The 23,141-nt window shown below is 72.2% G+C and carries 21 protein-coding genes; 5 read left to right on the forward strand and 16 right to left on the reverse strand.

What is annotated here, in order from left to right; all coding sequences use genetic code 11:
* Position 1 precedes the first annotated feature (1 nt).
* The 5 genes from pstC to ACZ4AA_RS06485 all read right to left on the reverse strand — a co-directional run bounded on the left by pstC (position 2) and on the right by ACZ4AA_RS06485 (position 6,246).
* Positions 2-979: a phosphate ABC transporter permease subunit PstC gene (gene pstC / locus ACZ4AA_RS06465; RefSeq protein ID WP_467596369.1), complete on the reverse strand. Its 978-nt coding sequence runs from the start codon at positions 977-979 to the stop codon at positions 2-4.
* A 474-nt stretch (positions 980-1,453) separates the two neighbouring features.
* Positions 1,454-2,533 (reverse strand): hypothetical protein, encoded by a 1,080-nt coding sequence (locus tag ACZ4AA_RS06470; RefSeq protein WP_467596373.1) that lies wholly within the window; start codon positions 2,531-2,533, stop codon positions 1,454-1,456.
* Positions 2,534-2,571: 38 nt separating this feature from the next.
* On the reverse strand, positions 2,572-3,510 hold the full coding sequence (locus ACZ4AA_RS06475; RefSeq protein WP_467596375.1) for an N-acetylneuraminate synthase family protein: 939 nt from the start codon (positions 3,508-3,510) through the stop codon (positions 2,572-2,574).
* A gap of 14 nt (positions 3,511-3,524) precedes the next feature.
* On the reverse strand, positions 3,525-4,832 hold the full coding sequence (locus ACZ4AA_RS06480) for a cytidylyltransferase domain-containing protein (protein ID WP_467596380.1): 1,308 nt from the start codon (positions 4,830-4,832) through the stop codon (positions 3,525-3,527).
* Between the two features lie 76 nt (positions 4,833-4,908).
* Positions 4,909-6,246, reverse strand: coding sequence for a DUF6716 putative glycosyltransferase (locus ACZ4AA_RS06485; protein WP_467596382.1), 1,338 nt, complete (start codon positions 6,244-6,246; stop codon positions 4,909-4,911).
* 198 nt (positions 6,247-6,444) lie between these two features.
* On the opposite strand from ACZ4AA_RS06485, the gene ACZ4AA_RS06490 reads away from it, so the two are divergent.
* From ACZ4AA_RS06490 to ACZ4AA_RS06500, 3 genes are all read left to right on the forward strand, one after another.
* Positions 6,445-7,425: a glycosyltransferase family 2 protein gene (locus ACZ4AA_RS06490; RefSeq protein ID WP_467596385.1), complete on the forward strand. Its 981-nt coding sequence runs from the start codon at positions 6,445-6,447 to the stop codon at positions 7,423-7,425.
* A complete protein-coding gene (locus ACZ4AA_RS06495) occupies positions 7,422-8,756 on the forward strand; it encodes an alpha-2,8-polysialyltransferase family protein (protein ID WP_467596388.1) in 1,335 nt (444 codons plus the stop codon). The genes ACZ4AA_RS06490 and ACZ4AA_RS06495 overlap by 4 nt, the downstream gene beginning before the upstream one ends.
* A 341-nt stretch (positions 8,757-9,097) precedes the next feature.
* A complete protein-coding gene (locus ACZ4AA_RS06500; RefSeq protein ID WP_467596391.1) occupies positions 9,098-10,261 on the forward strand; it encodes an acyltransferase family protein in 1,164 nt (387 codons plus the stop codon).
* A gap of 31 nt (positions 10,262-10,292) precedes the next feature.
* Here ACZ4AA_RS06500 and ACZ4AA_RS06505 read toward each other — a convergent pair whose 3' ends face one another.
* Positions 10,293-10,952 carry a TetR/AcrR family transcriptional regulator C-terminal domain-containing protein gene (locus ACZ4AA_RS06505; RefSeq protein ID WP_467596394.1) on the reverse strand — a complete coding sequence of 220 codons (660 nt, stop codon included), beginning with the start codon at positions 10,950-10,952 and terminating at the stop codon, positions 10,293-10,295.
* A 77-nt stretch (positions 10,953-11,029) separates the two neighbouring features.
* Between ACZ4AA_RS06505 and ACZ4AA_RS06510 the strand changes: the two genes are divergently transcribed.
* On the forward strand, positions 11,030-12,496 hold the full coding sequence (locus tag ACZ4AA_RS06510; protein ID WP_467597087.1) for an FAD-dependent monooxygenase: 1,467 nt from the start codon (positions 11,030-11,032) through the stop codon (positions 12,494-12,496).
* A 12-nt stretch (positions 12,497-12,508) separates the two neighbouring features.
* On the opposite strand, the gene leuE is transcribed toward ACZ4AA_RS06510, so the two are convergent.
* The 3 genes from leuE to ACZ4AA_RS06525 form a co-directional block, all read right to left on the reverse strand.
* The gene (gene leuE / locus ACZ4AA_RS06515) at positions 12,509-13,159 is read right to left on the reverse strand and encodes a leucine efflux protein LeuE (protein ID WP_467596397.1); all 651 of its coding nucleotides are present in this window, start codon (positions 13,157-13,159) and stop codon (positions 12,509-12,511) included.
* Between the two features lie 54 nt (positions 13,160-13,213).
* On the reverse strand, positions 13,214-13,792 hold the full coding sequence (locus ACZ4AA_RS06520; RefSeq protein ID WP_467596403.1) for a Uma2 family endonuclease: 579 nt from the start codon (positions 13,790-13,792) through the stop codon (positions 13,214-13,216).
* A gap of 92 nt (positions 13,793-13,884) precedes the next feature.
* The gene (locus ACZ4AA_RS06525; RefSeq protein WP_467596408.1) at positions 13,885-15,465 is read right to left on the reverse strand and encodes an acyl-CoA mutase large subunit family protein; all 1,581 of its coding nucleotides are present in this window, start codon (positions 15,463-15,465) and stop codon (positions 13,885-13,887) included.
* Positions 15,466-15,621: 156 nt separating this feature from the next.
* Here ACZ4AA_RS06525 and ACZ4AA_RS06530 point away from each other — a divergent pair, with 156 nt between their 5' ends.
* On the forward strand, positions 15,622-16,494 hold the full coding sequence (locus tag ACZ4AA_RS06530; protein ID WP_467596412.1) for a L,D-transpeptidase family protein: 873 nt from the start codon (positions 15,622-15,624) through the stop codon (positions 16,492-16,494).
* Between the two features lie 307 nt (positions 16,495-16,801).
* Here the strand turns inward: ACZ4AA_RS06530 and ACZ4AA_RS06535 are convergent, their stop codons facing one another.
* From ACZ4AA_RS06535 to ACZ4AA_RS06565, 7 genes are all read right to left on the reverse strand, one after another.
* Positions 16,802-17,878, reverse strand: a complete 1,077-nt coding sequence (locus tag ACZ4AA_RS06535; RefSeq protein WP_467596415.1) for a hypothetical protein — start codon at positions 17,876-17,878, stop codon at positions 16,802-16,804.
* Complete coding sequence (locus tag ACZ4AA_RS06540; RefSeq protein WP_467596418.1) at positions 17,878-18,540, reverse strand: RNA polymerase sigma factor; 663 nt, start codon at positions 18,538-18,540, stop codon at positions 17,878-17,880. Before ACZ4AA_RS06540 ends, ACZ4AA_RS06535 begins: the two co-directional genes overlap by 1 nt.
* Before the next feature lie 579 nt (positions 18,541-19,119).
* Complete coding sequence (locus ACZ4AA_RS06545) at positions 19,120-19,902, reverse strand: hypothetical protein (protein WP_467596421.1); 783 nt, start codon at positions 19,900-19,902, stop codon at positions 19,120-19,122.
* 294 nt (positions 19,903-20,196) lie between these two features.
* Positions 20,197-20,814, reverse strand: a complete 618-nt coding sequence (locus tag ACZ4AA_RS06550) for an RNA polymerase sigma factor (protein ID WP_467596424.1) — start codon at positions 20,812-20,814, stop codon at positions 20,197-20,199.
* Positions 20,815-20,980: 166 nt separating this feature from the next.
* Positions 20,981-21,361: a hypothetical protein gene (locus ACZ4AA_RS06555; RefSeq protein ID WP_467596426.1), complete on the reverse strand. Its 381-nt coding sequence runs from the start codon at positions 21,359-21,361 to the stop codon at positions 20,981-20,983.
* 198 nt (positions 21,362-21,559) lie between these two features.
* Complete coding sequence (locus tag ACZ4AA_RS06560; RefSeq protein ID WP_467596428.1) at positions 21,560-22,132, reverse strand: hypothetical protein; 573 nt, start codon at positions 22,130-22,132, stop codon at positions 21,560-21,562.
* A gap of 203 nt (positions 22,133-22,335) precedes the next feature.
* On the reverse strand, positions 22,336-23,067 hold the full coding sequence (locus ACZ4AA_RS06565) for a DUF4328 domain-containing protein (RefSeq protein ID WP_467596430.1): 732 nt from the start codon (positions 23,065-23,067) through the stop codon (positions 22,336-22,338).
* Positions 23,068-23,141: the final 74 nt, after the last annotated feature.

Genomic DNA, 23,141 nt, shown 5'->3' on the forward strand with positions numbered 1-23,141 from the left:
CTCATGCCTCGCTCTGCGCGCCGGAACGGCTGCGGGCCACGACGGAGGAGGCGGTGAAGTTGACCGCCAGGGTGAGCAGGAACAGCGCCAGGCCCGCGGCCATCAGCGCCGACATACCGAAGTCGGAGGCGTCGCCGTAGTGCAGGGCGATCAGCGAGGACACCGAGTTGGAGCCGGTCTGGAGGATGTGCGGCTGGATGACGAAGACCGGCGAGATGATCAGGTAGACCGCGATGGTCTCGCCGAGCGCCCGCCCGAGCCCGAGCATGGTGCCGCCGATGATCCCGCCCTTGCCGTACGGCAGGACGACCGAGCGGATCATGCCCCAGCGGGTGGCGCCGAGCGCGTAGGCGCCCTCGCGTTCGCCGGCCGGGGCCTGGGAGAAGACCTCCCGCATCACCGAGCACTGGATCGGCGCGACCATCAGGGCGACGACGATGCCCGCGACGAAGGTGGAGGCGGTGAACACGCTCTCGGAGGCGAGCGGTTCGCCCGGCTGGGTGCCGTCCACCGTGAACAGGGGGATCCAGCCCAGCCACTCGGACAGCCACCGGGACAGGCCGATCACGTGCTGCTGGAGGAAGAACAGCCCCCACAGTCCGTAGACCACCGAGGGGACGGCCGCCATCAGGTCGACCATGGTCACCAGGGTGCGGCGCAGTCCGCGCGGGGCGACGTCGGAGATGAACAGGGCGGTCCCGACGGCCAGCGGCACGGAGATCGTCACCGCGACGCAGGCGATCAGGACGGTGCCGGTGAGCACGGCCGCGATGCCGAAGTTGTGGACGTCCGGCTGCCACGCAGCGGTGGTCAGGAAGGAGAAGCCCCGGGTGCGCAGGGCCTGGCCGGCCCGCAGCAGGAGGAAGAGCCCGACCCCCGCCATGACGGCGAGGACGGCGACACCGGTGGCGGTGAGCTGGAACCGGAAGAGGCGATCACCGAGACCGCGGGCGGGGTCGATCCGCCGGGGGACGAGCACCCGGGCCTCCGGCCGGCCGGGAACGCCGCTGCCGGGCCCGGGTCTGTCGGACTCGGGACTGTCGGAGTCGGCTCTGTCGGGCTCGGGACTCCCGGGCTCGGGACTGTCGGAGCCCGGTCTCGCGGCCCAGGGTATCTCCGTCCCGGGTCTCTCCGACTCCGGTCTGTCGGACCCCTCTGACACGGACGCCACGCGCTGCCCCCCATTCCGGTAACGGAATCCCCGCGCGGCCGACGGCTGGTACCGCGCGCTGCGATTCAATGGCCGGATCGTGTCGGTCCAACGCGCGCCCCGTGGAGAACTGGTGAACAGCACAAGGCTGTTCGGTGCGTTCATCGTGGAGGATGCGCGGAGGCCGTTCGGGCGATGCGCGTAGATCATGGAACGGTGGAACGACGAAGCCCGGCGCGGTGCGCCGGGCTCTGAAACGCCGTGACGGTTCATGGCTTGAACCAGTGCCCCGACGGGCGGGGCCTAGACGGTGGACACCGCCGACAGTCGGTGGACGTCTCGGGCGGTGCCCGTGACGCCGGACAGGAAGCCCTGGGCTCTGGGCGAGGCGTTCTCCGTCAGCCAGGCGGGGTCGATGTCGCAGACCGCGACGCGCACCTCGGTGCCGGCCAGGGCGAGCGGCAGCGTGTGGACGACCGTCGAGGGGAAGCTGAGGATCGTCCGGCCTATCGGGCCGCGCCGGGCGATCAGTTCGAGGGGCAGGTCGGGCCTGACGATCTCCAGGCCCGTCTCGGCCGCCAGCCGGTGCAGTTTGTCGACGCTCTCGCGGCGGTGCGCGAAGTAGCGGGTCGCGCCGTGCGCCGTGGCGAGCGCGCGGACCGCGTCCAGATAGCGGTCGGGGTCGACCACGCCCGTCTCGACGAGCGAGGTGCCGACCAGGTCCGCGGTCCTGGTGATGCGCGGCGGGCCGAACCGGTCCCGGGTCCAGGAGAAGTCGTTGGCGGTGATCGTGACACCGTCCGGTGCCGACGCGATCGGCATCGAGGAGAAGACCTCGACGCTGCGGCGGTCACTGGGCGTCAGCCGGCGGCGGGCCGAGGCGGAGACGGGGGCGAAGAGCACGTCCCGGAGGCCGGGGCGGCCACCGCGTCGGTGCCAGCGCACCAGTCTCTCACCGCGGGCGAGCTGGGCGACGAACTCCATCGTCGCCGTCCCGTCGTCGACCACCACCAGCTCGCACGCCTTGGTGATGGTCAGCAACAGCTGCACATAGCGGGAGAACGGGTCCCCCATGACGATCCGCCGCGCCCTGCGCAGCAGCGGGGCCAGTCCTCCGATGGTGTGGAAGGGAGCCGTGGTGCCGCCGCGCGCCTCCTCCCAGCGGACCGCGTGGCCCTCGTCGCGGGCCAGTTCCGCCATCCGGCGGAGCTGGCCGCGGGTCATCGGGTCGTTGGGTGACAGGACGACGAGGGTGAGCCCCGCGCCGGGCGCCGCGTCGTCGCGGGCGCGTGTGTGCGCCCACTCCAGCACGTTCAGGAGCTGTACCGGACTCTCGACGAAGGCGAGCGTGGTGGAGCCGGCCGAACCGGCGCGGGGTCTCATCGACGTACGACCGTCCCGTCGTAAGGAGTTCAGGGCGTTCAGACCGAGACGGGCTCGCCCGCGGCCGCGGCGATCTCGGCCTCGGCGACGACGCCCGTGACGCGGCGCAGCTTCTTCATCGGGCCGAGCTCGGACGCGTAGACCTTCTTGACACCGTCACCGAGGGAGGCCTCGATGGTGCGGATGTCGCGGACGAGGCGGGTCAGGCCCTGCGGCTCGACGGAGGCGGCCTGGTCGGAGCCCCACATCGCGCGGTCCAGGGTGATGTGGCGCTCGACGAAGGTGGCGCCGAGCGCGACCGCGGCGAGCGTGGTCTGAAGGCCCGTCTCGTGGCCGGAGTAGCCGATCGGCACGTTCGGGTACTCGGCCTGGAGGGAATTGATGACCCGGAGGTTGAGCTCCTCCGCCTGCGCCGGGTAGGTCGAGGTGGCGTGGCACATCAGGATGTTGTCGCTGCCGAGGACCTCGACCGCGTGGCGGATCTGCTTCGGCGTCGACATGCCGGTGGAGAGGATGACCGTGCGGCCGGTGGCGCGCAGCGAGCGGAGCAGCTCGTCGTCGGTCAGCGAGGCGGAGGCCACCTTGTGGGCGGGGACGTCGAACTTCTCCAGGAAGGCGACGGCCTCGGTGTCCCACGGGGAGGCGAACCAGTCGATGTTCTTGCTCTTGGCGTACTCGTCGATCTGGCGGTACTCGTCCTCGCCGAACTCCACGCGGTGGCGGTAGTCGATGTAGGTCATGCGGCCCCAGGGGGTGTCGCGCTCGATGTCCCACTGGTCGCGCGGGGTGCAGATCTCCGGGGTGCGCTTCTGGAACTTGACGGCGTCGCAGCCGGCCTCGGCGGCGGCGTCGATGAGCTTGAAGGCGTTCTCCAGCTCACCGTTGTGGTTGATGCCGATCTCGCCGACGACGTAGACGGGGTGGCCGGGGCCGGCGGTCTTCGAACCGAACTGGCGCAGACGGGAGTTGGTGCTCATAGCGGGGTGGTTCCTTACTTGTCGAGGGAGTCGAGAGAGGGGCCGAGGATCCAGCTGGCGATCTCTCGGATCGCGCCGTCGCCACCGGGGACGGTGGTGACCGCGCGTGCGGCGCCGCGCACGACGTCGTGGGCGCTCGCGACCGCCACCGGCCAGCCCACGAGGGCGAAGCACGGGAGGTCGTTGACGTCGTTGCCGGCGTAGAGCACGCGCTCGGGCGCGATGCCCTGTTCCTCGCACCACTGCTTCAGTGCGAGGTCTTTCCGGTCGATGCCGTGCAGGACCGGGATCTTGAGCTTCCGGGCCCGGGCGGCGACGACCGGGTTCTTTTCCGTGGACAGGATCAGCATCGCCAGTCCGCTCCTGCGGAGGGCGGCGATACCGAGGCCGTCTCCGCGGTGCACGGAGACGAACTCCCGTCCGTCGGAGTCGATCAGCACCCGGTCGTCGGTCTGGGTGCCGTCGAAGTCGAGGACGACCGCGTCGATGTCGTCGGCGGTCGGCAGGGAGCCCGGCCTCGTCGCGTCGAAGAGCGGCGCGAGGGCCCGGGCGCGGGCGAGGTCGTGCGGGTCGTCGATCTCCAGCACACGGGCCGGGTCGGTGCGCACGAGTTCGGTGCGGCCGAAGAAGCGGTGCCTGGCCTCACGGAAGCCGGTGGCCTCCATGGCGTAGACGGCTCCGGTCTCCAGGAGGTCCTGGGGGCGGTCCTGGCGGCGCGGGCGGAAGGACTTGTCGTGGTTGACGCCGTAGCCGCCGGTGGTGGCGGTGTCGGCGACCAGGACGCCGGTGCGGCCGTCGACGCTCGCGCCGCCGGTCCCGGCGGCCACCGCGGCCGCGGGCTCGTCGTCGCCGTCGCGCCACACGAAGCCGTGGAAGGGGGCCACGGTCAGCGCCGTGTCCGCGCCGTTCGCGACGATCGCGTCGACGACGCCGTCCACGTCCTCGCGGATGATGAACGGACTGGTGCACTGCACGAGCAGCACCACGTCGACCGGGGAGCCGTGCAGCGCCTCGTGGGTGTCCATGGCGTGCAGGACGGCGGCCTCGGAGGTGGCGGTGTCGCCGGCGATGGCGGCGGGGCGCAGCACGACCTCGGCGCCGGCCTGGCGGGCGGCCGCCGCGATGGCCTGGTCGTCGGTGGAGACGACGACGTCCGTCACGAGACGGGCGGCACGGCACTCGCGCACCGCGCGGGCCACCAGCGGCACACCGCCGACGGGCAGGAGGTTCTTGGCGGGCACGCCCTTGGAGCCGCCGCGCGCGGGGATCACCGCGAGTACGCGGCGCACCGGCGCGGCCTGGCCCGCTTCCGAGTTGGTCATGCGCTGTTCTCCTTGACGAGGGAGGCGAGGAAGGCGTGGGGGGCGGTGGGCCGCGGCCGGCCCGTTGCCGGGGCGCTCACAGTTCGCCCATCCGCCGGATCACCGGGGCCACGCGCTGGACGCCGTGGCGGTAGGCGCCGCGGGCGGCCTTGCGCACGAACTGCCGTACGGGGCTGGGTTCCCGGTCCGCCGCCGGGGCCCCGGGCAGCGGGCTGCCGTCGGGTCCGAGGTGGTGGCGGGCGAGGATGCCGGGCAGATAGCCGGGCGCGGTGACGGGGGTGTAGTAGGGGGCGAGGGGCGGCAGTTCGTCCGCGGCCAGCAGTGCGGTGATGCGCCGCCCGGCCGCGTCGAAGGCCGTCTCGTAGGACCCGTCGGCGGCGACGCCCTGGCGGGCCACCCACTGCGGGTCGGGCACCGGCCGGTGTCCCGTGTCGAGCTGGTCCCAGGAGGCGAGGCAGCCAGATCCCACGAAGTGGTGGTTGCCGAGCGCCTCGCGCACCCCGAGGTCGCTGAGGACGACGGTGGGGATACGGCGGTGCAGGGACTCCAGGGCGGCGGTGGAGCTGATGGTGACGAGCAGGTCGGTGCGGTCGAGGACCTCGCCCATGTGCCCGTACACCAGGCGGAAGTTGGCCGGCGGGTCCGCCTTCTGCACCAGCTTCTGGTACGGCAGCTCCTCGATGTGGGTGGTGTGTTCACCCGGCTTGGAGCGCAGCTTGAGCAGGACCTCGCGGTCCGGGTGGAGCCGCGCGTGGCCGATGAGCCGGTCCAACAGGTACGTACGGTCCTTGCGGCTCTCCGGTACGGAGGGCTGGGCGGCGAAGACGACCGTGTAGGGCTTGCGCCCCTGCTTCGCGGACGGGTCGTCCTGCGTGTAGGCGGCCCCGCCGAGGAAGGGCAGCGCCACCTCGGTCACCGCTCCGGCGTCCGCGCCGACCCCCTCGTACACGGCCCGGAAACGGTCCGCGTCCTGGCGGGAGTTGGCGAGGACGAGGTCCGCGCCGTGCCGCAGGAGCAGTCCGTCGGCGAGCTTCTCGTAGACGACGCCGACATAGCCGGTGACGACCAGGGGCCGCTTCGCCCGTCCTTCCCAGGCACGGGAGAGGCCGTGCAGGACCGCCTGGACGGCACCGCCGACCAGGGCGAGGACGACCAGGTCGTAGACGCGGTCCTCCTGGCCCATCTCGCGCAGGAACTCGACGGCGGTGACCTCGCGGAGGGAGTCCGCGCGGACGCCGACCTCTTCGAGCTGGCGGGGGGTCGGGGTGGCTCGGCCACGCAGGAGGAATCCGTCGAGGCGGATGTCCGATTCGACCGGGGAGACGCGGTTCGCGGTGAGCGAACCCCATTTCCACCGGGTGTCGGAATCCGCGAGGACGGCGACCCGCAGCGGCTTCGGGGTACTTGCTGGCACGTCCTAGACGCTAGGAAGCCATTTCGAGGAGCGGCCCAACCCGAATACAACAAACGGTTAACAGCACGCCGACGAATGGGGAATCGGCCCAGGATCGGCTGAGAAAACGATGTGGTTCACGGTACCGCCACGCGTCGTTCACCTTGCATCTCACCAACGGTAAAGACGAATGCCGGGCTTCCCCCTAACGTCACAGGCGTGGTCAAGCTCTCCGTCATCGTGCCGTTCTACAACGTGCAGCAATATGCGCCCGACACCCTGAAGAGCCTGCGTGCGAACGCACGGCAGGATTTCGAATTCATTCTCGTCGACGACTGTTCGCGCGACGAGACACCGGACATCCTCGCGCGCGCGGAGCGCGAGCTCCCGGGTGCGGTGTATGTCAGACACGAGAAGAACGGAGGACTGGCCACCGCCCGCAACACCGGGATCGACGCAGCGCGTGGCGAGTACCTCACGTTCCTCGACGGGGACGACTGGCTCGCCCCCGGATACTACGAGCAACTCGTCTCCTCCATCGAGGACCTGGGGTGCGACTTCGTGCGCACGGACCATGTCCAGTGCACCGCGCGGGCCCGGACCGTCCACCGTGTTCCGCACGGCCGGCGCGGAGTCGTCCTGAATCCCCGCGACGCCATCCTTCCCTCCGACCGCTCCACCTCCGTCGACTACGCGTACGCCTGGGCGGGCATCTACCACCGCCGGCTGGTCGACCGGGGGCTGCTCCACTTCACCGACGGGCTGCGCACGGCCGAGGACCGGCCGTGGATCTGGAAGCTGCACCGGGAGGCGGAATCCTTCGCCACGGTGGGGCTGCTCGGCGTGTACTACCGGCGTGGTGTCGCCTCCTCCCTCACCCAGATCGGGGACGTGCGCCAACTCGATTTCATTCGCGCGTTCGACCAGGTCGTGGCGGAAACCGCCGAGGACCGGGACGCGGAGAAACTCCTTCCCAAAGCCGTGCGCACCTATTGCGCGATTATTTCCCATCACCTGGGATCCATCGAAAGGTTCGAGCCGGCAGTGGCACGGAAACTGAAGTCCATGAGTGCCGTCGCACTGCGCCGCATGCCCCAGGGCGTGCTCGACGAGGCACTCGACTCGATGGACATCCAGCGCGCCACCCGGCTGCGCCGGCTGCGCCGACGGCCCGCGCCCGCCGCGGGGGTGGCCGCGTGACCACCCAGATCTTCATGGCGTCGACGCTGTACGGCACGGCCACGCTCGCCGCGGCCCTCGACACCGACAGCTTCGGGCCCGCCGACCGGCGCATCCTGCTCGTCTCCAACAACGCGGCGACGCCCGAGACGACGCCCGGCGTGGACGAGATGCCCGGCTTCGAGCGGCTGCGCGGCCGCTTCGACGACGTCATCTCCTGGAACGAGACCATCTCCCCGTTCCACCCGGGCGGCTGGACTCCGCGGCCCGACGACGTCCCGCTGTGGGAGCGGCATCTGCGGCTCGCCTGGAACCTCGGCGACGACGACGTCGAACTGGCCGTGGAGTCGATCCAGGTCAACCCGGCGCTCGGCGTCTCCCAGATCTTCATGGGCGCGCCCGTGACGGTCTACGCCGACGGTCTGATGAGCTACGGACCCACCCGCAACAAGATCGACCCGCTGGTCGGCACGCGGGTGACCCGACTGCTCCATCTGGACCTGGTCCCCGGTCTGAAGCCGTTGCTGCTCACCGAGTTCGGCGTCGAGCCGGAGATCGTGTCCACGGACGCGTTCGTGAAGGTGCTCGCGGAACTCGTCGACACCGGTGACGAGCTGCCGTCGGCCGAGGAGCCCGCGCTGCTCCTCGGCCAGTACCTCTCGGCGCTGGAGATCCTCACCGCCGAGGAGGAGGAGCAGCTGCACGTACGGATGCTGAAGGGCGCCCTCGCGCTCGGGCACACCCGTGTGGTGTTCAAGCCGCACCCCTCGGCCCCGGCACGCTGGTCGCGGATGCTGGAGAAGGAGGCCGAGAAGCTCGGCGCGGACCTCACCGTCCTCGACACCCCGGTCCTGGCCGAGGTGCTCTACCAGCGCATGCGTCCCGCGCTGGTCGTCGGCTGCTTCTCCACGGCGCTGTTCACGGCGTCCGCGCTGTACGGTCTGCCGGTCGCCCGCGTCGGCACCGGCTCGCTGCTCGACCGGCTCACCCCGTACGAGAACAGCAACCGTGTCCCGGTGACCATCGTCGACGCGCTGGTGCCCGACCTGGCGGACGGCGCGGCCGTCACCGCGCAGCGGCCCGGCATGGACGTGGCGGACCTGACGAGACTCCTGAGAGCCGTCGGTTACGCGATGCAGCCGAAGATCTGTCCGGAGCTGCGTCCGGCGGCCGAGAGCTATCTGACGAACCGGCTGACCCAGGACACCTGGCGCTACTTCAAGCGCAAGCGCCTGACCTCGCTGGCCCTGCCCGGGGCGGTCCCGGCCCAGCTCGCCTTCATCCCGCGCAACGCGACCGTGCGCCGAGTCGCCCGCAGGGCGCGCTCGCTGAAGCGGGCGGTGGGCCGCTGAGGCGGCGGGCGCTTCCCGCGCGGGACACCAGGGGCGGGGCCGGGTCGGGAGACGACCCGGCCCCGCCCCTGTTCGACCCGGGCCCCGCCCCTGTTCGACCCCGGCCCCGCCCTCGTTCGCCCCCTGACTTCGACCCCGCTCGCCCCCCGGCTTCGACCCCGTTCGACCCCCGGCTCCCCCGCGTCCGATTTGTCACGCTTCGGAAGAGTCGTCAACGCGGGGGCGTCCCCCAGATGAACTCCCGTGGGCGGGACGAGGAACCGGCCTCGCCAGGCCGTAAGCATCCCCGACTATCGGACTAACGTGCTGTGGGCCAGCTGAGTCCCATGGAGGGGAACCTTGTGATCGACACGCCCGGGGAGGCCCGCGGGACGTCGACCGGCACCGTGGTCCGTACCGTCCTGCCACCCGCCGAGACGTCCGCCGCCCCCAGACCCGTGGTGCGCCGGGAGAACCGGCTGCGCGCCCTGGACGGACTGCGGCTCGTCGCGGCCCTGATGGTGGCGGGGTACCACTACGGCGGCCGGGACGGCGAGGTCGTCCAGGCCTGGGGCAGCTCGCCGAAGCACCAGTTCCCCACCCTGCACCATCTGTTCGCCTACGGCTGTCTGGGCGTGCAGATCTTCTTCGTGATCAGCGGCTTCGTCATCTGCATGAGCGGCTGGGGCCGGCCGCTGCGCTCCTTCTTCGCCTCCCGCGCCTCACGGCTGCTGCCCGCGTACTGGGCCGCGATCATCATCGTGACGGCCGTGTTCGCCCTGCCCGTCGTCGCGTACAAGGCGGTCTCGCCGAGCGACGCGCTGGTCAACCTGACGATGCTCCAGCAGCCGCTGGGCGTCGACCGGGTGCTCGGCGTGTGCTGGACCCTGTGGGCCGAGGTCCGCTTCTACGCCCTCTTCGCGCTGTGCATCGTGCTGCCGGGGGCGAACCGGCAGCGCGTGATCCTGTTCTGCGCCGGCTGGACGCTGGCCGCGGCCATCGCGCAGGGTGTCCACGAGCCCCTGCTCACCACGGTCCTGATGCCGGAGTACGCGCCGTACTTCATCGGCGGCGTCGGCCTCTACCTCGTCCACCGCGACCGCCGGGACGCGTACGCCTGGGGCATCGTCGGCGTGAGCTGGCTCATCGGCCAGCACTACGCCGTCCAGCGCCTGTGGCACGCCCCGAACCCGGAGTTCTTCTCCAACCGCTCGTCCTTCGTCATCCTCCTCGTCGTCACCTTCGGCTACGTGGCCGTCGCCGCGATCGCGCTGGGCTGGCTGCACTGGGCGAACTGGCGCTGGCTGACGGTCGCGGGCGCGCTGACGTACCCGTTCTACCTGGTCCACGAACACCTGGGCTGGGTCGTCATCAAGGCCTACCACCGGAGCCTGCACATCCCGTCGTACGGCACCCTCCCGGCCACGGTCGCCACGATGCTGCTGCTCGCCTGGCTGCTCAACCGCTTCGTGGAGAACCGGCTCACCCCGAGACTGCGTACGGCCCTGTCGAAGCCGCGCCCGTGACACCCGCCCGGGAGACGGGCGTCCGGCCCGCTCAGCCGACGCCGTAGCGCGCCTCGACGCCTGCGACGATCAGGGCGAGCCCCTCCTCGAAGTGCCGCTCGTAGTCGTCGAAGATCTCCGCGCCCGCCGCGGCCGTCAGCGGGAAGTCGGCCATGCGGCGGGCGCGTTCGTCCGTGTCGTACCCCTCGCGGCGCTCGCCCGGCAGCGGCTGCACGCCCTGCTCCTCGGTGACGAAGCCGAGCGTGTAGAAGTACGCCGTCGAGGTCGCGCGGACCGCCTGGGCGAGGGTGAATCCCGCCCGGGTGAAGAGCGTCAGCGTCCGCTCCATCTCGACGGCGTGCAGGGTGCCGGTGAAGCGTGAACCGCTGAAGACCTTGGCGCCGTCGCGATAGCTCAGCAGGGCGGCGCGCAGTCCGCGGCTGGTGGCCAGCAGCCGCTCCCGCCAGCCGTCGCCCTCGGCCGCCCGGGGAGTGTCGGCCATTCGCCGGTACATCTCCGTGGCCATCTCGTCGAGCAGTTCCTGCTTGTTCTTGAAATGCCAGTAGAGCGCCGGCGCCTGGACGTTGAGCTCCTTGGCGATGGCCCGCAGGGTGAGGCCGTCGAGGCCCGTCTCGTTGAGGAGCCGCAGCGCGGTCTCGACGACCTGCTTCTTGTCCAGCCGGGGGGACCGCTGAGGTCTCGGGGTAGCCACGCTTGACAGTTTAACGCCGTTAAGGAGATGCTCGCAGCAAGGAACTTAACAGCGTTAAGGAGAGGGTCGTGGACACCATGACGGAGCACGGGACGAACGTGGACGTGGACGTACTGGTCGTGGGCGCGGGCCCGGCCGGCCTCGCCCTCGGCGTCGATCTGGCACGGCGGGGCGTGGACGCGCTCGTCGTGGAGCGGGGCGAGGGACTGGCCCCGGGATCACGCGGGAAGGGGATCCAGCCGCGCACGATGGAGGTGCTGGACGACCTCGGCGTACTGGAGGCGATCCGCGCGGCGGGCGGCGACTACCCGGTCGGGCTGATCTGGCAGGACGGGAAGCCGGCGGGCGAGCGGACGATGTTCGACCCGGCCGAGGACGGTGAGGAGGGCTCCCCGTTCACCGAGCCGTGGATGGTGCCCCAGTGGCGCACCCTGGAGATCCTGTACGAGCGGCTGACCGTACTCGGCGGCCGGGTCGCCTTCGGCCGCGAGGTGACCGCGCTCGACCAGGACGAGCACGGTGTGAGCGTGCGCTTCACCTCCGGCGCGGGCACGGGGACGATCCGCGCGCGGTACGTGGTCGCCGCCGACGGCGGCCGCTCGGCCGTACGCCGGGCCGTGGGCGTCGCCATGACCGGTGCCGGGGCCGACGGATCGGGTGTCGTGGACCCGGCCCCGATCCTGGTGGGGGACGCGCTGATCGACGGCCTGGACCGCGACCACTGGCATCTCTTCCCGCCGCGCGGCGACGGCGACGGCTTCCTGGCCCTCTGCCCCCTCGCGGGCACGGAGTACTTCCAGGTCGTCGCCGGATTCCCGGCCGGAACCGCCGTCGACGCCACCCCCGACGGCGTGCGCGGGACCGTCGCCGCCCGCTCGCACCTCGCCGCCGACGCGGTGACCGAGGTGCGCTGGGTCTCGGACTTCCGGCCGCGCGCGGCCCTGGCGGACCGCTTCCGCGCCGGGCGGGTGTTCCTCGCCGGGGACGCGGCGCACATCCACTCCCCGGCCGGCGGCCAGGGGCTCAACACCAGCGTGCAGGACGCCTACAACCTGGGCTGGAAGCTCGACGCGGTCCTGCGCGGCGAGGCTCCCGCGTCCCTGCTCGACACCTACGAGGAGGAGCGGCGCCCCGTCGCCGCCGCCATGCTGGGCCTGTCCACCCGGATCCACCGCGGCGAGGCCCGCCGCGGCAGGGAGACCCGTCAGCTCGGCCTCGGCTACCGGGGCTCCTCCCTCGCCGTGGAAACCCGTACGGGCCTGCCGGACAAGGCGCTTCGCGCGGGCGACCGCGCGCCCGACGCATCCGTGGACGGCGTGGGCCTCTCCGACGTGTTCCGGGGAGCGCACTGGACGCTGCTCACGGCCGGCGCCGTCCCGGAGCCGCCGGCGCTCCCCGGCGTCCGCACCGCGCGGATCGGGTCCTACGAGCGCTACGGGACCGGCGTCTTCCTGGTCCGCCCCGACGGGTACGTGGGCTGGGCGGGCACCGACGCGCGGGACCTGCGGGAGTACGCGGCCGGGGTGGGCCTGGGTCTCGGCTAGCCGGGACCCGCCCTACGCGCTGGCGAGGGTGAGCTTGACCGCGAAGCCGAGGAAGAGGGCGCCCGCGGCGGTGGTGGCACCCGCGGAGAGGCGCTTGCGCCGGCGGAAGGCCTCCGCGAGACGGGTGCCGCTGAAGATCAGCGCGGTCAGATAGAGGACGCTCGCGAGCTGGGCGAAGGCGCCGAGGACGACGAACGAGAGCGCCGGATAGGCATAGCCGGGGTCGACGAACTGAACGAAGAAGGCCACGAAGAACAGGATCGCCTTCGGGTTGAACAGGCTGATCACCAGTGCCCGCCTGAACGGCCGCTCCCCCGTCACCGCCTCGGTCTCCGCGCTCTCGGCGACCGGATCCCGCCGGGTCCGCCACATCGCCCGCGCGGCGCGCAGCATCCCGACCGCCAGCCAGGTCAGATAGCCCGCACCGGCGTACTTCACGATGCTGAACAGCACGGCGTTCGCCTGGAGCAGCGAGGCCACACCGGCGGCCGACAGCGTCATCAGCACGGTGTCACCGCACCACACACCGGCGGCGGCGGTATAGCCCGTACGGACGCCCCGGCGGGCGGCGACGGACAGCACGTACAGCGAGTTCGGCCCCGGCAGCAGGACGATCAGGACGAGGCCCGCGAGATAGGTGGGGAGGTCGATGACACCAAGCATGAGAGCGAGTGTCGCACGCGGCTACGACATCGCGTCCGAGCGTCCCATCACGGCTCAGTCACCGTCGAGGAGGGTGTCCACCGCCAGGTCGAGAGCGACGCCGACGGACGCCGGGACCGGAACGCTCCGGCCCCGCTCGTAGCGCTCGGGGGCCGGATATTTACCGTTGACCGGATCCCGGTACAACAGGACCTCGTCGTGCTTGCGGTCGGCGACGATGTAGACGGGGACACCGGCCTCGGCGTAGCACTCGACCTTGGGGCCGAGGTCGTCGGACCAGTTCGACGAGGTCACCTCGACCACGAGACGGAAGACGTTCGGGGCGTAGCAGTTCTTCTGGACGAGGGCGTCACGGAAGTCCTCGTCGACGATCGAGAAGTCGGGGATCGCGAAGTCGGCGGGCAGCGTGGGCAGCAAGAGGCCGACGCCCTGGACGTACTCGAGTCCCGCCTCCACGATTCCTGCTCGGTCGAAAGCCCTGCCCAGCTTGGTCAGCGACAGCGCATGCGAGCCGTCCGGCGGTGGTGTCACAGTCAGCCTCCCCTGGAGAATCTCCACGCGGTGGCCAGGCAGTGCACGGGAGAGCAGGTCGGCGGCTTCGCCCAACGTCAGCTCGTGTTGCAGTACGGCCACGGCATCCTCCTTTTCAGGGGTCACGCTCCCAGAGCGTAGCCGGGGGCGCCCGGCTGCCGCCCTCGATCACTCGTACGAGGGAATCCCCCAGGTCAGAAGGCGTCGGTCGGCACGTACGTACCCCAGATCTCGCGCAGGGCGTTGCAGACCTCGCCGACCGTCGCGCGGGCGCGCAGGGCCTCCTTCATCGGGTAGAGGACGTTGTCCGTGCCCTCGGCGGCCTTCCTCAGGGCGGCGAGGGCGGTGTCGACGGCCTTCTGCTCCCTCTCCGCGCGGAGACGGGCGAGGCGTTCGGCCTGCTGGGCCTCGATGGCCGGGTCGACGCGGAGGGGATCGTACGGTTCCTCGGTGTCGAGCTGGAAGCGGTTGACGCCGACCACGACCCGCTCGCCGGAGTCGGTCTCCTGGGCGACCCGGTAGGCGGAGCGCTCGATCTCGCCCTTCTGGAAGCCGTGCTCGATCGCTTCGACGGCGCCGCCGAGGTCCTCGACCCTCGTCATGAGGGCGACGGCGGCCGCCTCGACGTCGTCGGTCATCCTCTCGACGACGTACGAGCCCGCGAAGGGGTCGACCGTCGCCGTCACGTCCGTCTCGTAGGCGAGGACCTGCTGGGTGCGCAGGGCCAGTCGCGCGGACTTGTCGGTGGGCAGCGCGATGGCCTCGTCGAAGGAGTTGGTGTGCAGCGACTGGGTCCCGCCGAGGACCGCGCCCAGGCCCTGGACGGCGACGCGGACCAGGTTCACCTCGGGCTGCTGGGCGGTGAGCTGGACGCCCGCCGTCTGGGTGTGGAAGCGCAGCATCAGCGACTTGGGGTTCCTCGCACCGAACTCGTCGCGCATGACCCGGGCCCAGATACGCCTGGCGGCGCGGAACTTGGCGACCTCCTCCAGGATCGTCGTACGGGCGACGAAGAAGAAGGAGAGACGGGGCGCGAAGTCGTCGACGTCCATGCCGGCGGCGACGGCGGTCCGGACGTACTCGATGCCGTCGGCGAGCGTGAACGCGATCTCCTGCGCGGGAGTCGCTCCCGCCTCGGCCATGTGGTAGCCCGAGATCGAGATGGTGTTCCACTTCGGGATCTCGGCCCGGCAGTACTTGAAGATGTCCGCGATCAGCCGCAGGGACGGCTTGGGCGGGAAGATGTACGTCCCGCGGGCGATGTACTCCTTGAGGACGTCGTTCTGGACGGTACCGGTCAACTCGTCGGCGGACACGCCCTGTTCCTCGCCGACGAGCTGGTACATCAGCAGCAGCAGCGCGGCGGGCGCGTTGATCGTCATCGAGGTGGAGACCTTGTCCAGCGGGATCCCGCCGAACAGGACACGCATGTCGTCGACCGAGTCGATCGCGACCCCGACCTTGCCGACCTCGCCGTGCGCGAGAGGGGCGTCCGAGTCGTGGCCCATCTGGGTGGGCAGGTCGAAGGCGACCGACAGGCCCGTCGTTCCGTTGGCGATGAGCTGCTGGTAGCGGGCGTTGGACTCCACGGCCGTACCGAACCCGGCGTACTGCCGCATGGTCCAGGGACGGCCCGTGTACATCGACGGGTACACCCCGCGGGTGAAGGGGTAGGCGCCCGGCGCGCCGAGCTTCTCGGCCGGGTCCCAGCCCTCCAGGGCCTCGGGGCCGTAGACCGGCTCGATGGGCAGTCCGGACTCGGATTCGCGCGCCATTGCTGTGCCTCCCGTGAAACGGTCCGATGTTTCCGTGGTTCTCTTCCACCATGACGCCCCGTTCGCAACCGGTCACCCGCGGGGAGCATCTCAGGTGACACGACGGCGGGAGGGCGGCCCGATGTGCACGACAGGACGGGTGGAACAGGGGTCCGGATGCGTACGACTGGCTTGAAGAGATCGCTGGCCGGGCTCGCGGTGTTCGCCGTGGTGAGCGGCTGCACGGTGAACGCCGGGAACGCGCAGGGGAAGGAGCCGCGGGCGCGGACCGCCGCTTCGGCGGGGCACGGCTCCGGCGCGGACGGGAAGGGCGGCGGAGCGTCCGGAGCCTCCCCGGAGGGCAAGGGCGGAGCGTCCGGCTCGGGGAAGGGCGGCGGCGGGCCCGCCGCGGAGCCCGCCGCGGTCCTGTGGTCCCCGGGCGACCGGGGCGACGACATCCGCAGGGCACAGGCCCGGCTGCACCAGGTCGCCTGGCTGATCACCCCGCCGACGGGGACGTACGACGCGCGGACGGTCGCGGCCGTGAAGGGGTTCCAGGGCAAGCGGGGGCTGCCGCGCACCGGCGATCTGGACACCGTCACCTGGCAGCGGCTGCGGCGGATGACCCACGAGCCGGCGGCCTGGGAGCTGTACCCCTACGGCGGACAGCCGGCCGCGAAACCCGACCCGCGCTGCCTGACGGGCCGCGTGCTGTGCGTCAGCAAGACGAGCCGCACACTGCGCTGGATGATCGACGGCAGGACGGTCTCGGAGATGGACGTGCGGTTCGGCGCCCAGTACACGCCGACCCGCGAGGGTGTCTTCAGCGTCTCCTTCAAGTCGCGCCACCACGTGTCGACGATCTACCACACGTCGATGCCGTACGCGATGTTCTTCAGCGGCGGCCAAGCGGTGCACTATTCCTCGGACTTCGCGGCCCGCGGCTACTACGGCGCCTCGCACGGCTGCGTCAACGTGCGGGACGAGAGCAAGGTGGCCGCGCTGTTCGCCCAGGTCCGCACGGGCGACAAGGTCGTCGTCTACTGGTGACGGGGCGCGCGACGGCGGGGGGAGTATGGGGCGCGGGCGGGACCGGGGGAACGTGTCCCGCCCGCGCCAGTTGCACGAAGCCGTGGGTACGGGGGGAACCCCGGCTCCGTGCTACGGCCGATGACCAGTCGGCTCATCACGTACTGCGTCGCGGCGGCCGAAAACGTCACACCCAGCCGATAAAATTTTCAACGAAATACAAAAGCGCAGGTCAGATGGGTAACAGGGCCAGCGAGTCAGGCAGCTGACGGTGCGGCGGCGCGCGCACGGGGGAACTGACGGCCTGTCGGCCGGGGAGCCGGGCGGTTCAGGAGAGGACGTCGGCCGACGGGGTCCGCGCCGGGTTCGGCGGCCGGAGCCAGGCCGGCACGGCCGGCGGGAGCGGGGCGCGTCCCGGGCGCAGCAGGGACGAGGTGGTGACGCCGTCGCCCCGGGAGTCGTTGCCGCCGGGCGCCATGTGGTGGCCGTCGCCGCCGCCCTGGTCGCCCTGGCCCGAGCCGTCCCCCGAGCCCTGTCCGGTGCCCTGGTCGCCGCCGTCGCCCGCGCCGTCGTCGCCGCCGCCGAGTCCGCGGCCGAGGACGGCCGAGCAGTACAGCCTCACGCGGGCGCCGCCGCCGGCCACGTGCTCAAGGAGGCGTCGGCGGTCCGCTTCGAGTTCCTTGCCGTCGAGGATGTCGCGGCAGTACGAACGCGTCCGGGCCCACCAGGCGCGGGAGCGGTCGGCGTTCCCGGTGGGGTCGGGACTCGGCAGTCCGCTCGCGAGGCCCGCGCCCGTGGAAGCGGAGGCGTCGGCGGACGGTTCGCCCGACGGGCTGTCAGGCGGGGGCGCCACGCTGCCGTTGCCGCCCGAGGTCCCGGGCGAGGGCAGGGGCGAGGCCGAGACGAGCGGGAGCTCCGGCGTGCGTACGGCCGTGGCCGAGGCGGCGGGGCCCGGGTGTTCACGGGTGAACGGGGTCGGCAGCACTCCGGTTCCGGCCGCGACGGCGACCCCGCCGACCATCCCGACGGCCAGCACCGCGGCCAGCCCGAACCGGGTGGGCCGTCCCCAGCGCGTCCGGCGTCCGTGCGCGGGCGCGGCGGGGCGTCCGATCCGCACCAGCGGGGCGTCCGCGGCATGCGCGCCGGAACGGCCGCGACCGCGGTGAGCGGGCTGCGCGACGACGCCGTCCCCGTCCGCACGCGCCTTGCGGAACGCTGCCAACGCGGCTGCCTCGCCCGGGAGTTCGTCGCTGGTCGGCTCGGGTTCGGCGGCCAGTGCGCCCAGGGTTTCGATGAGGCGGTGGGCCTGGTCACGCGCGGCGGGGTCGACGGTTTCCAGCGGCTCCCCGTTCAGCAGACGCTCCGCGGCGTCCCGGTCCAGCCACCTGTACTGCTCGTCGGCCATCACATGTCCTTCTGCGCCCGCGAACGCGTATGCGTCACACCGGCGGACGTCACCGCGCTGGTGCGCGAACCTCGTTGCGGGGGAACGGCGTCGAGCGCGCCGACGGATTCCGGATCGGTGCCGAGCAGCTCCGCGAGCCGTTTCAGACCCCGGTGGGCGGCCGTCCTGACGGCTCCCGGGCGCTTGCCGAGGGTCTCGGCGGCCGACTTGGCGTCGAGGCCGACCACGACACGCAGCACGACGGCCTCCGCCTGGTCCTGCGGGAGCTGGGCGATGAGGGAGAGGGTGCTGCCGGTGGACAGCGCCTCCATCGCCTCGGTCGCGGTGTCGGACTCGGCGGCCTTGCCGGTCAGCTCGGTCTCGTCGCCGCCTATCGCGGGACGGCGTCCGCGCATCCGTATGTGGTCCAGCGCGCGGTTGCGCGCGATCCGGGCCGCCCAGCCGCGGAAGCGGTCGGCGTCCCCGCTGAAGCGTTCCAGGTCACGGGCGATCTGGAGCCAGGCCTCGGACGTGACGTCCTCGGCGTCCGGCTCACCGACCAGCGTCCGGACGTATCCGAGCAGGCGTGGGTGCACCGCCCGGTACACAGTCCGGAACGCGGTCTCGTCCCCGTCCTGTGCGGCAAGCACCGCGGCGGTCAGCTCCGCGTCGTCCCCCAGCACCCCCGCGCCCCTCTGTGCCTCAACCGGCGCCGCTCGCGCGGACCGGGTTCTCGCCGTCGTTGTCTGAACGGACCGTTGTGGTCCGGGGTCCGCGTGGTTCTGGTCCATGGCCCCACACGGCTCCGGTCCTGGCCCCACGTGGTCGCGGAACCAAGGTCCACACAGTGGTGGTCCAGGTCCCTCGTGGTCGCGGTCGTCCGTTCTCCGCACCGGCGCGAAAGGCACGTTACGGCCTGAAACAGGTCCCCGTCCATGTTCGTACAACCTGCAACTACACGGTGACCGTGCGAGGTGTGACACAAAACGCAGTCGCGGCGCTGTAGAGAATACGGGTCGCCGCGCGGCCCGTGCCGCGCGACGGTCGGGGCCTCTCCTGTGGGGGGTGGCGGCCCCGGCCGTTGCCATCGGCAGTCGACACCCCGCCGCGGTCTCCGGCGAGGGCACCCGCCGTGACTCCGGCGGAAACGTCTCCCGCGACGTCGGCGGAGCCCGCCCACGCGATGTCGGCGGAACGATCCCGTCCGCGGTCCCGGGCCGGGGCACCCTCCGACTCCGGCGAACACTCCCGCCGTCGCCCCTCTACCGCCCGTTCTTGGACCTGCCCGGCTTCGGTGTCGCGTCGGACTTCCCCCGCTTGCCCGCGTCGGCCGCGCTCCCGGCGCCCTTCGAAGCCTTCGTCCCCGTACCCGCGGCCAGTCGCGCGGCGCAGAACGCCTCGACCTTGTCCGCTCCGCCCGCGGCCTCGACGAGCCGCTGCCAGGCCCGCGAGTCCAGGGCGTCGCCCCGGCCCCGCACCGACGCGTACGCACGGCAGTGGGCCTCGGTGTCCTGGGCCCGCGAGGGACGGTCCACGGGACCGCCGGGGGCCGAGGTGCCCGGGGCGGAGGCGCCGGGAAGCCCGGAGCCGGCCCGCGGGACGGATCCGGGGAGCCGGTCCGCGACGCTCCCGGACGGCCGGGGCACGGCTCCGCCCCGGTGCCCGGCGGCGTCGTGCGCGATGGGCCCGATCGCCGCGAAGGCGACGCCGCCCAGGGTCAGACCGGCCAGCAGTACGGCGAACGCGGCCCTCAGCGAACGGCTCGGCGGTCCTTGCTCCCCGGGACGCCAGTCGTCCCGGCGCCGGGTGCCGGCCAGGTGCGCGCCGCTGTCCCGCGCGGTCCGGAAGGCGGCCACGGCCCGCGTCTCGGCCGCCCGGTCCTCCGCCCCACGGCCGCGCATCGCCGTGGCGAGGAGTCTCTCCAGCGAGGCCCGCCCGGCGCCGGGGCCGTTCACGGGCGCGACGCGCGGGCCGGGGGCCACGCCGTCGCCGGCGCGCCGTTCACCCCTGCCCGGCTGCACGACCGGTTCCCTGTGCGGTTCCACGTCCGGTTCCATCTCCGCCTGCCGCTCCGCCCTGCAACCCCTCGCCGTGCCAGGACTCCGCTCCGCGCTCCACGCCGTACAGCGGCAACGGCCCACGTACCGGCCGCCGTCCGCCCGACGGCACTCCCGGGCCCGGCGCGCGGGCCGCGGCCGGCGGCCCACCGCCGTGCCGCAACCGTCCTGCGCGCCCCGGCCGTCCGCCGTGCACCATCCGTACACCGGTCGACTTCCTTCCGCCGTACGACGACGCGGTTCCGGAAGGCGGCGCGGTGCCGGCCGTTCCGGATGCACTTCTCATCCCGATTCCCCCAGCGTCCGGGACTCCTCTTCCGTCACACCCGCGACGCCGAGCTGGCGTGCGAGCCGCTTCAGGCCCCGGTGGGCGGAGGTGCGCACCGCGCCGGGGCGCTTGCCGAGCACACGGGCCGCGGCCGGTCCGTCGAGGCCGACGACCACCCGCAGGAGCACGGCCTCGGCCTGGTCGCGCGGCAGCCCCGCGACCAGTTCCAGGGCGTACTCGGTGGACAGGCTCTCCAGCGCCTCGTCCTGGGTGCTGTGCCTGCCGGGCAGGTCCAGCGCGTCCTGTTCGAGGGTGGTTCCGCGGGGCCGCACCCGCTGCCGCCGCAGATGGTCGAGCGCCCGGTGCCGGGCGATGGTCGCGGTCCAGCCGCGGAACCCGGCGCCGTCCCCACGGAAGCGGCCGAGGTCCCGGGCGATCTCCAGCCAGGCGTCGGACGCCACGTCCTCGGCGTCGTCACCGACGATCCCGCGCAGATAGCCCAGCAGTCCTGGCTGCACGATCCGGTACGCGGCCGCGAAGGCGACCTCGTCCCCCTCCTGCGCCCGCGCCACCGCCGCGCCCAGTTCCGCGTCGTACGGCTGCACGCGGCGGGGTTCCCCTCGCTGGCCCAACACTGTCCTCGTTCGCACCGAGTTCGCCCGAATGTGCCCTGCCGGCGCGGCCGTCCGCGTCGACACCCCCATGGTCATCAGCGTCGGGCCCCACGGAAGTGTCACAGTGCGTCAGCCACCGTGTCCGGACCGGCCGGCGGGGCCGGGTCGTGTCCGCGCGGACCTCTCAGCGGGAGGTCTCGCGGCACAGCAGCCGCAGGGAGCCGTCGCCCGCGTAGCAACGGCGGGCCTCCTCGATCGGGTCCCACATGCGTCCGTCGGGGGTTCGGAGCCAGTGCTCGCCGCCGCTCTCCCACCACTCGGCGCCGGTATGACGGGCGATCACCTCACCCGCGTACGCTCCGAATCCGCGCAGCACGCTCGCGACGGCGGCGTACGGGGCGCCGTCCCTGCGGATCTCGTCGATCACCCGGTCGACCCGCCACAGGCTCCGGGCCGAGTAGTCGAGGCGCAGCCGGGCGCCCTCGCGCATGGTCGCGACCGTGTCGGCCGCCCAGCGAACGGGCTTCGTGGCAGCCGAGGGCCGAGTTGCTTGAGTTGCGTTCACATCCGGTAGAGCGCGACGGCGGCCGGATTCGTCACGCGTCCGGGCGGGGGTTCGCGACACCGGCCCAGGACCGCCATCTCCCCCTCAGGACCATCACAGGAACCCCTCGGGCACGGGGTTTGGGGTGCGGCGGATCCGGGTTCGGGGTGCGCCGGAGCCGTACCGCCTCCGGCGCACTCCCGCCCGCTCGTCCTGTGGCTACACCCGGCCGCGCGCCCTGCGGGAGACCACCGCTCGCAGGACGCGTCGCCCCTCCGTCGACGCGTCCAGCGCGAGCCGCAGCCCGCCCTTGCCGTGCTCGTTGAGCAGTTCGAGGACATTGACCTGACGGCGCAGTTCGGCGGCGACGAGCGGGGACATGCCCTCGGTGCGCCCCTCACGGCGTGCCGTCACGCACGCCTCCGCGTCGTCGGCGTGGTCGAGGAACCGGTGCACCTGGAGCGCCGCCACCGAGCACGCGTCCGACCAGGCACGCAGCTCCTCCTCGGAGGGCTTCTCGGGAACGGCGTCGAGCATGCCGCGGGCCAGCAGGGCGGCGTGGTCCTCGTCGGTCACGGCGGGCTCGGGGTCCTCCGCGTCCATCTTGGCGCGCGCCTCTTCCAGGCGTGTTCCCCACTGGGCCCAGGCGTCCGCCTCCGACAGGCTCGCCCACAGCGGACGCAGGACGTCGTCGTCCCCGCCCAGCAGGGGCACACACCGATCCAAACAAGCCAGACCGCTCGCCGCCAGACCTCGCTCGTCGGCCTGAGCGATCAGTTCCACCAGACTCATCACGACTCCCTCGAAATGCCTCGACAGGGCGCCCTTGCCTTACGGAGCCCGCACTTCCCCTTACTGCGTGCAACGGACCAGGAGTGTCACAGTGCGAGCCCACCCTGCCGGTCCGGAAGGCGAATGACTAGGTTTTCGGCCAAACGTGCGCCGACGGACCGGCAGGAATCCGGGCGCCGGGTCGGTCACCGGCCCAGGACCCGTCAGCCCAGGACCACGCCCGGCCCCCCGCGCGCCTTCCGGTCCTGCATCCCGGTCAGCCTGAGGACGACGGCGATGGCCAGCAGCGCGGCCACGACGTCGAGGGCGTCGGTGAGCAGCGCCTGGAAGGCGGCGTCCTGGATCGCCTCGGCGGTCTCGGCCTTGCTGGAGGCGGAGAGGGCGAGGCGGTCGGCCAGCAGCCCGACGATCCAGAACGTCCACCAGGTGTTGACGAGCCCGTGCCGGACGCGGCTGCCCTCGGGACGGCTCGCGTCCCATATCTCGGCCACGATCCGGCGCGGGCGGACCACGTTCACGAACGGTGCGAACCAGCCCCAGACCACCCAGGACCGGGAGTGGGTGTGCCCGGACGGGTTGAAGACCTCGGCGTTGACACGGACCCGGAACAGCCAGACCAGGTAACCGACGGCGGCCGCCACCAGGGACGCCACCTGCACACATCCGGCGGCGGCGTCGAGCGAGTCGGCCCGATCGGCCCGTCGCGCGAGGGCGTCGAGGGACTCGCCGCCCGCGAGAGCGCTCCCTATATCGCTCGACACGTCGTACAGCGTGTAGTCCGCCCAGACCGCGAAGAGGTCCGCGGCGATCACCAGGCCGAGCAGCGCGGCCGCGAGCCTCCCGAGGAGGACGGGCGAGCGCAGCGACATGGCAGCGTGCGGCGAGGGGTGCGGCGGCAGCGGCGCCGTGGGCTGCGGCGGTGGTGGCACGGTCATGGGACCCCCCAGAACTGCCGTCACGCCAGGGTGACGGCACAAGAAACCGGGCGCACCCCTCCCCAGGGGTTACG

This window comes from Streptomyces sp. NPDC024698, from assembly GCF_055559015.1.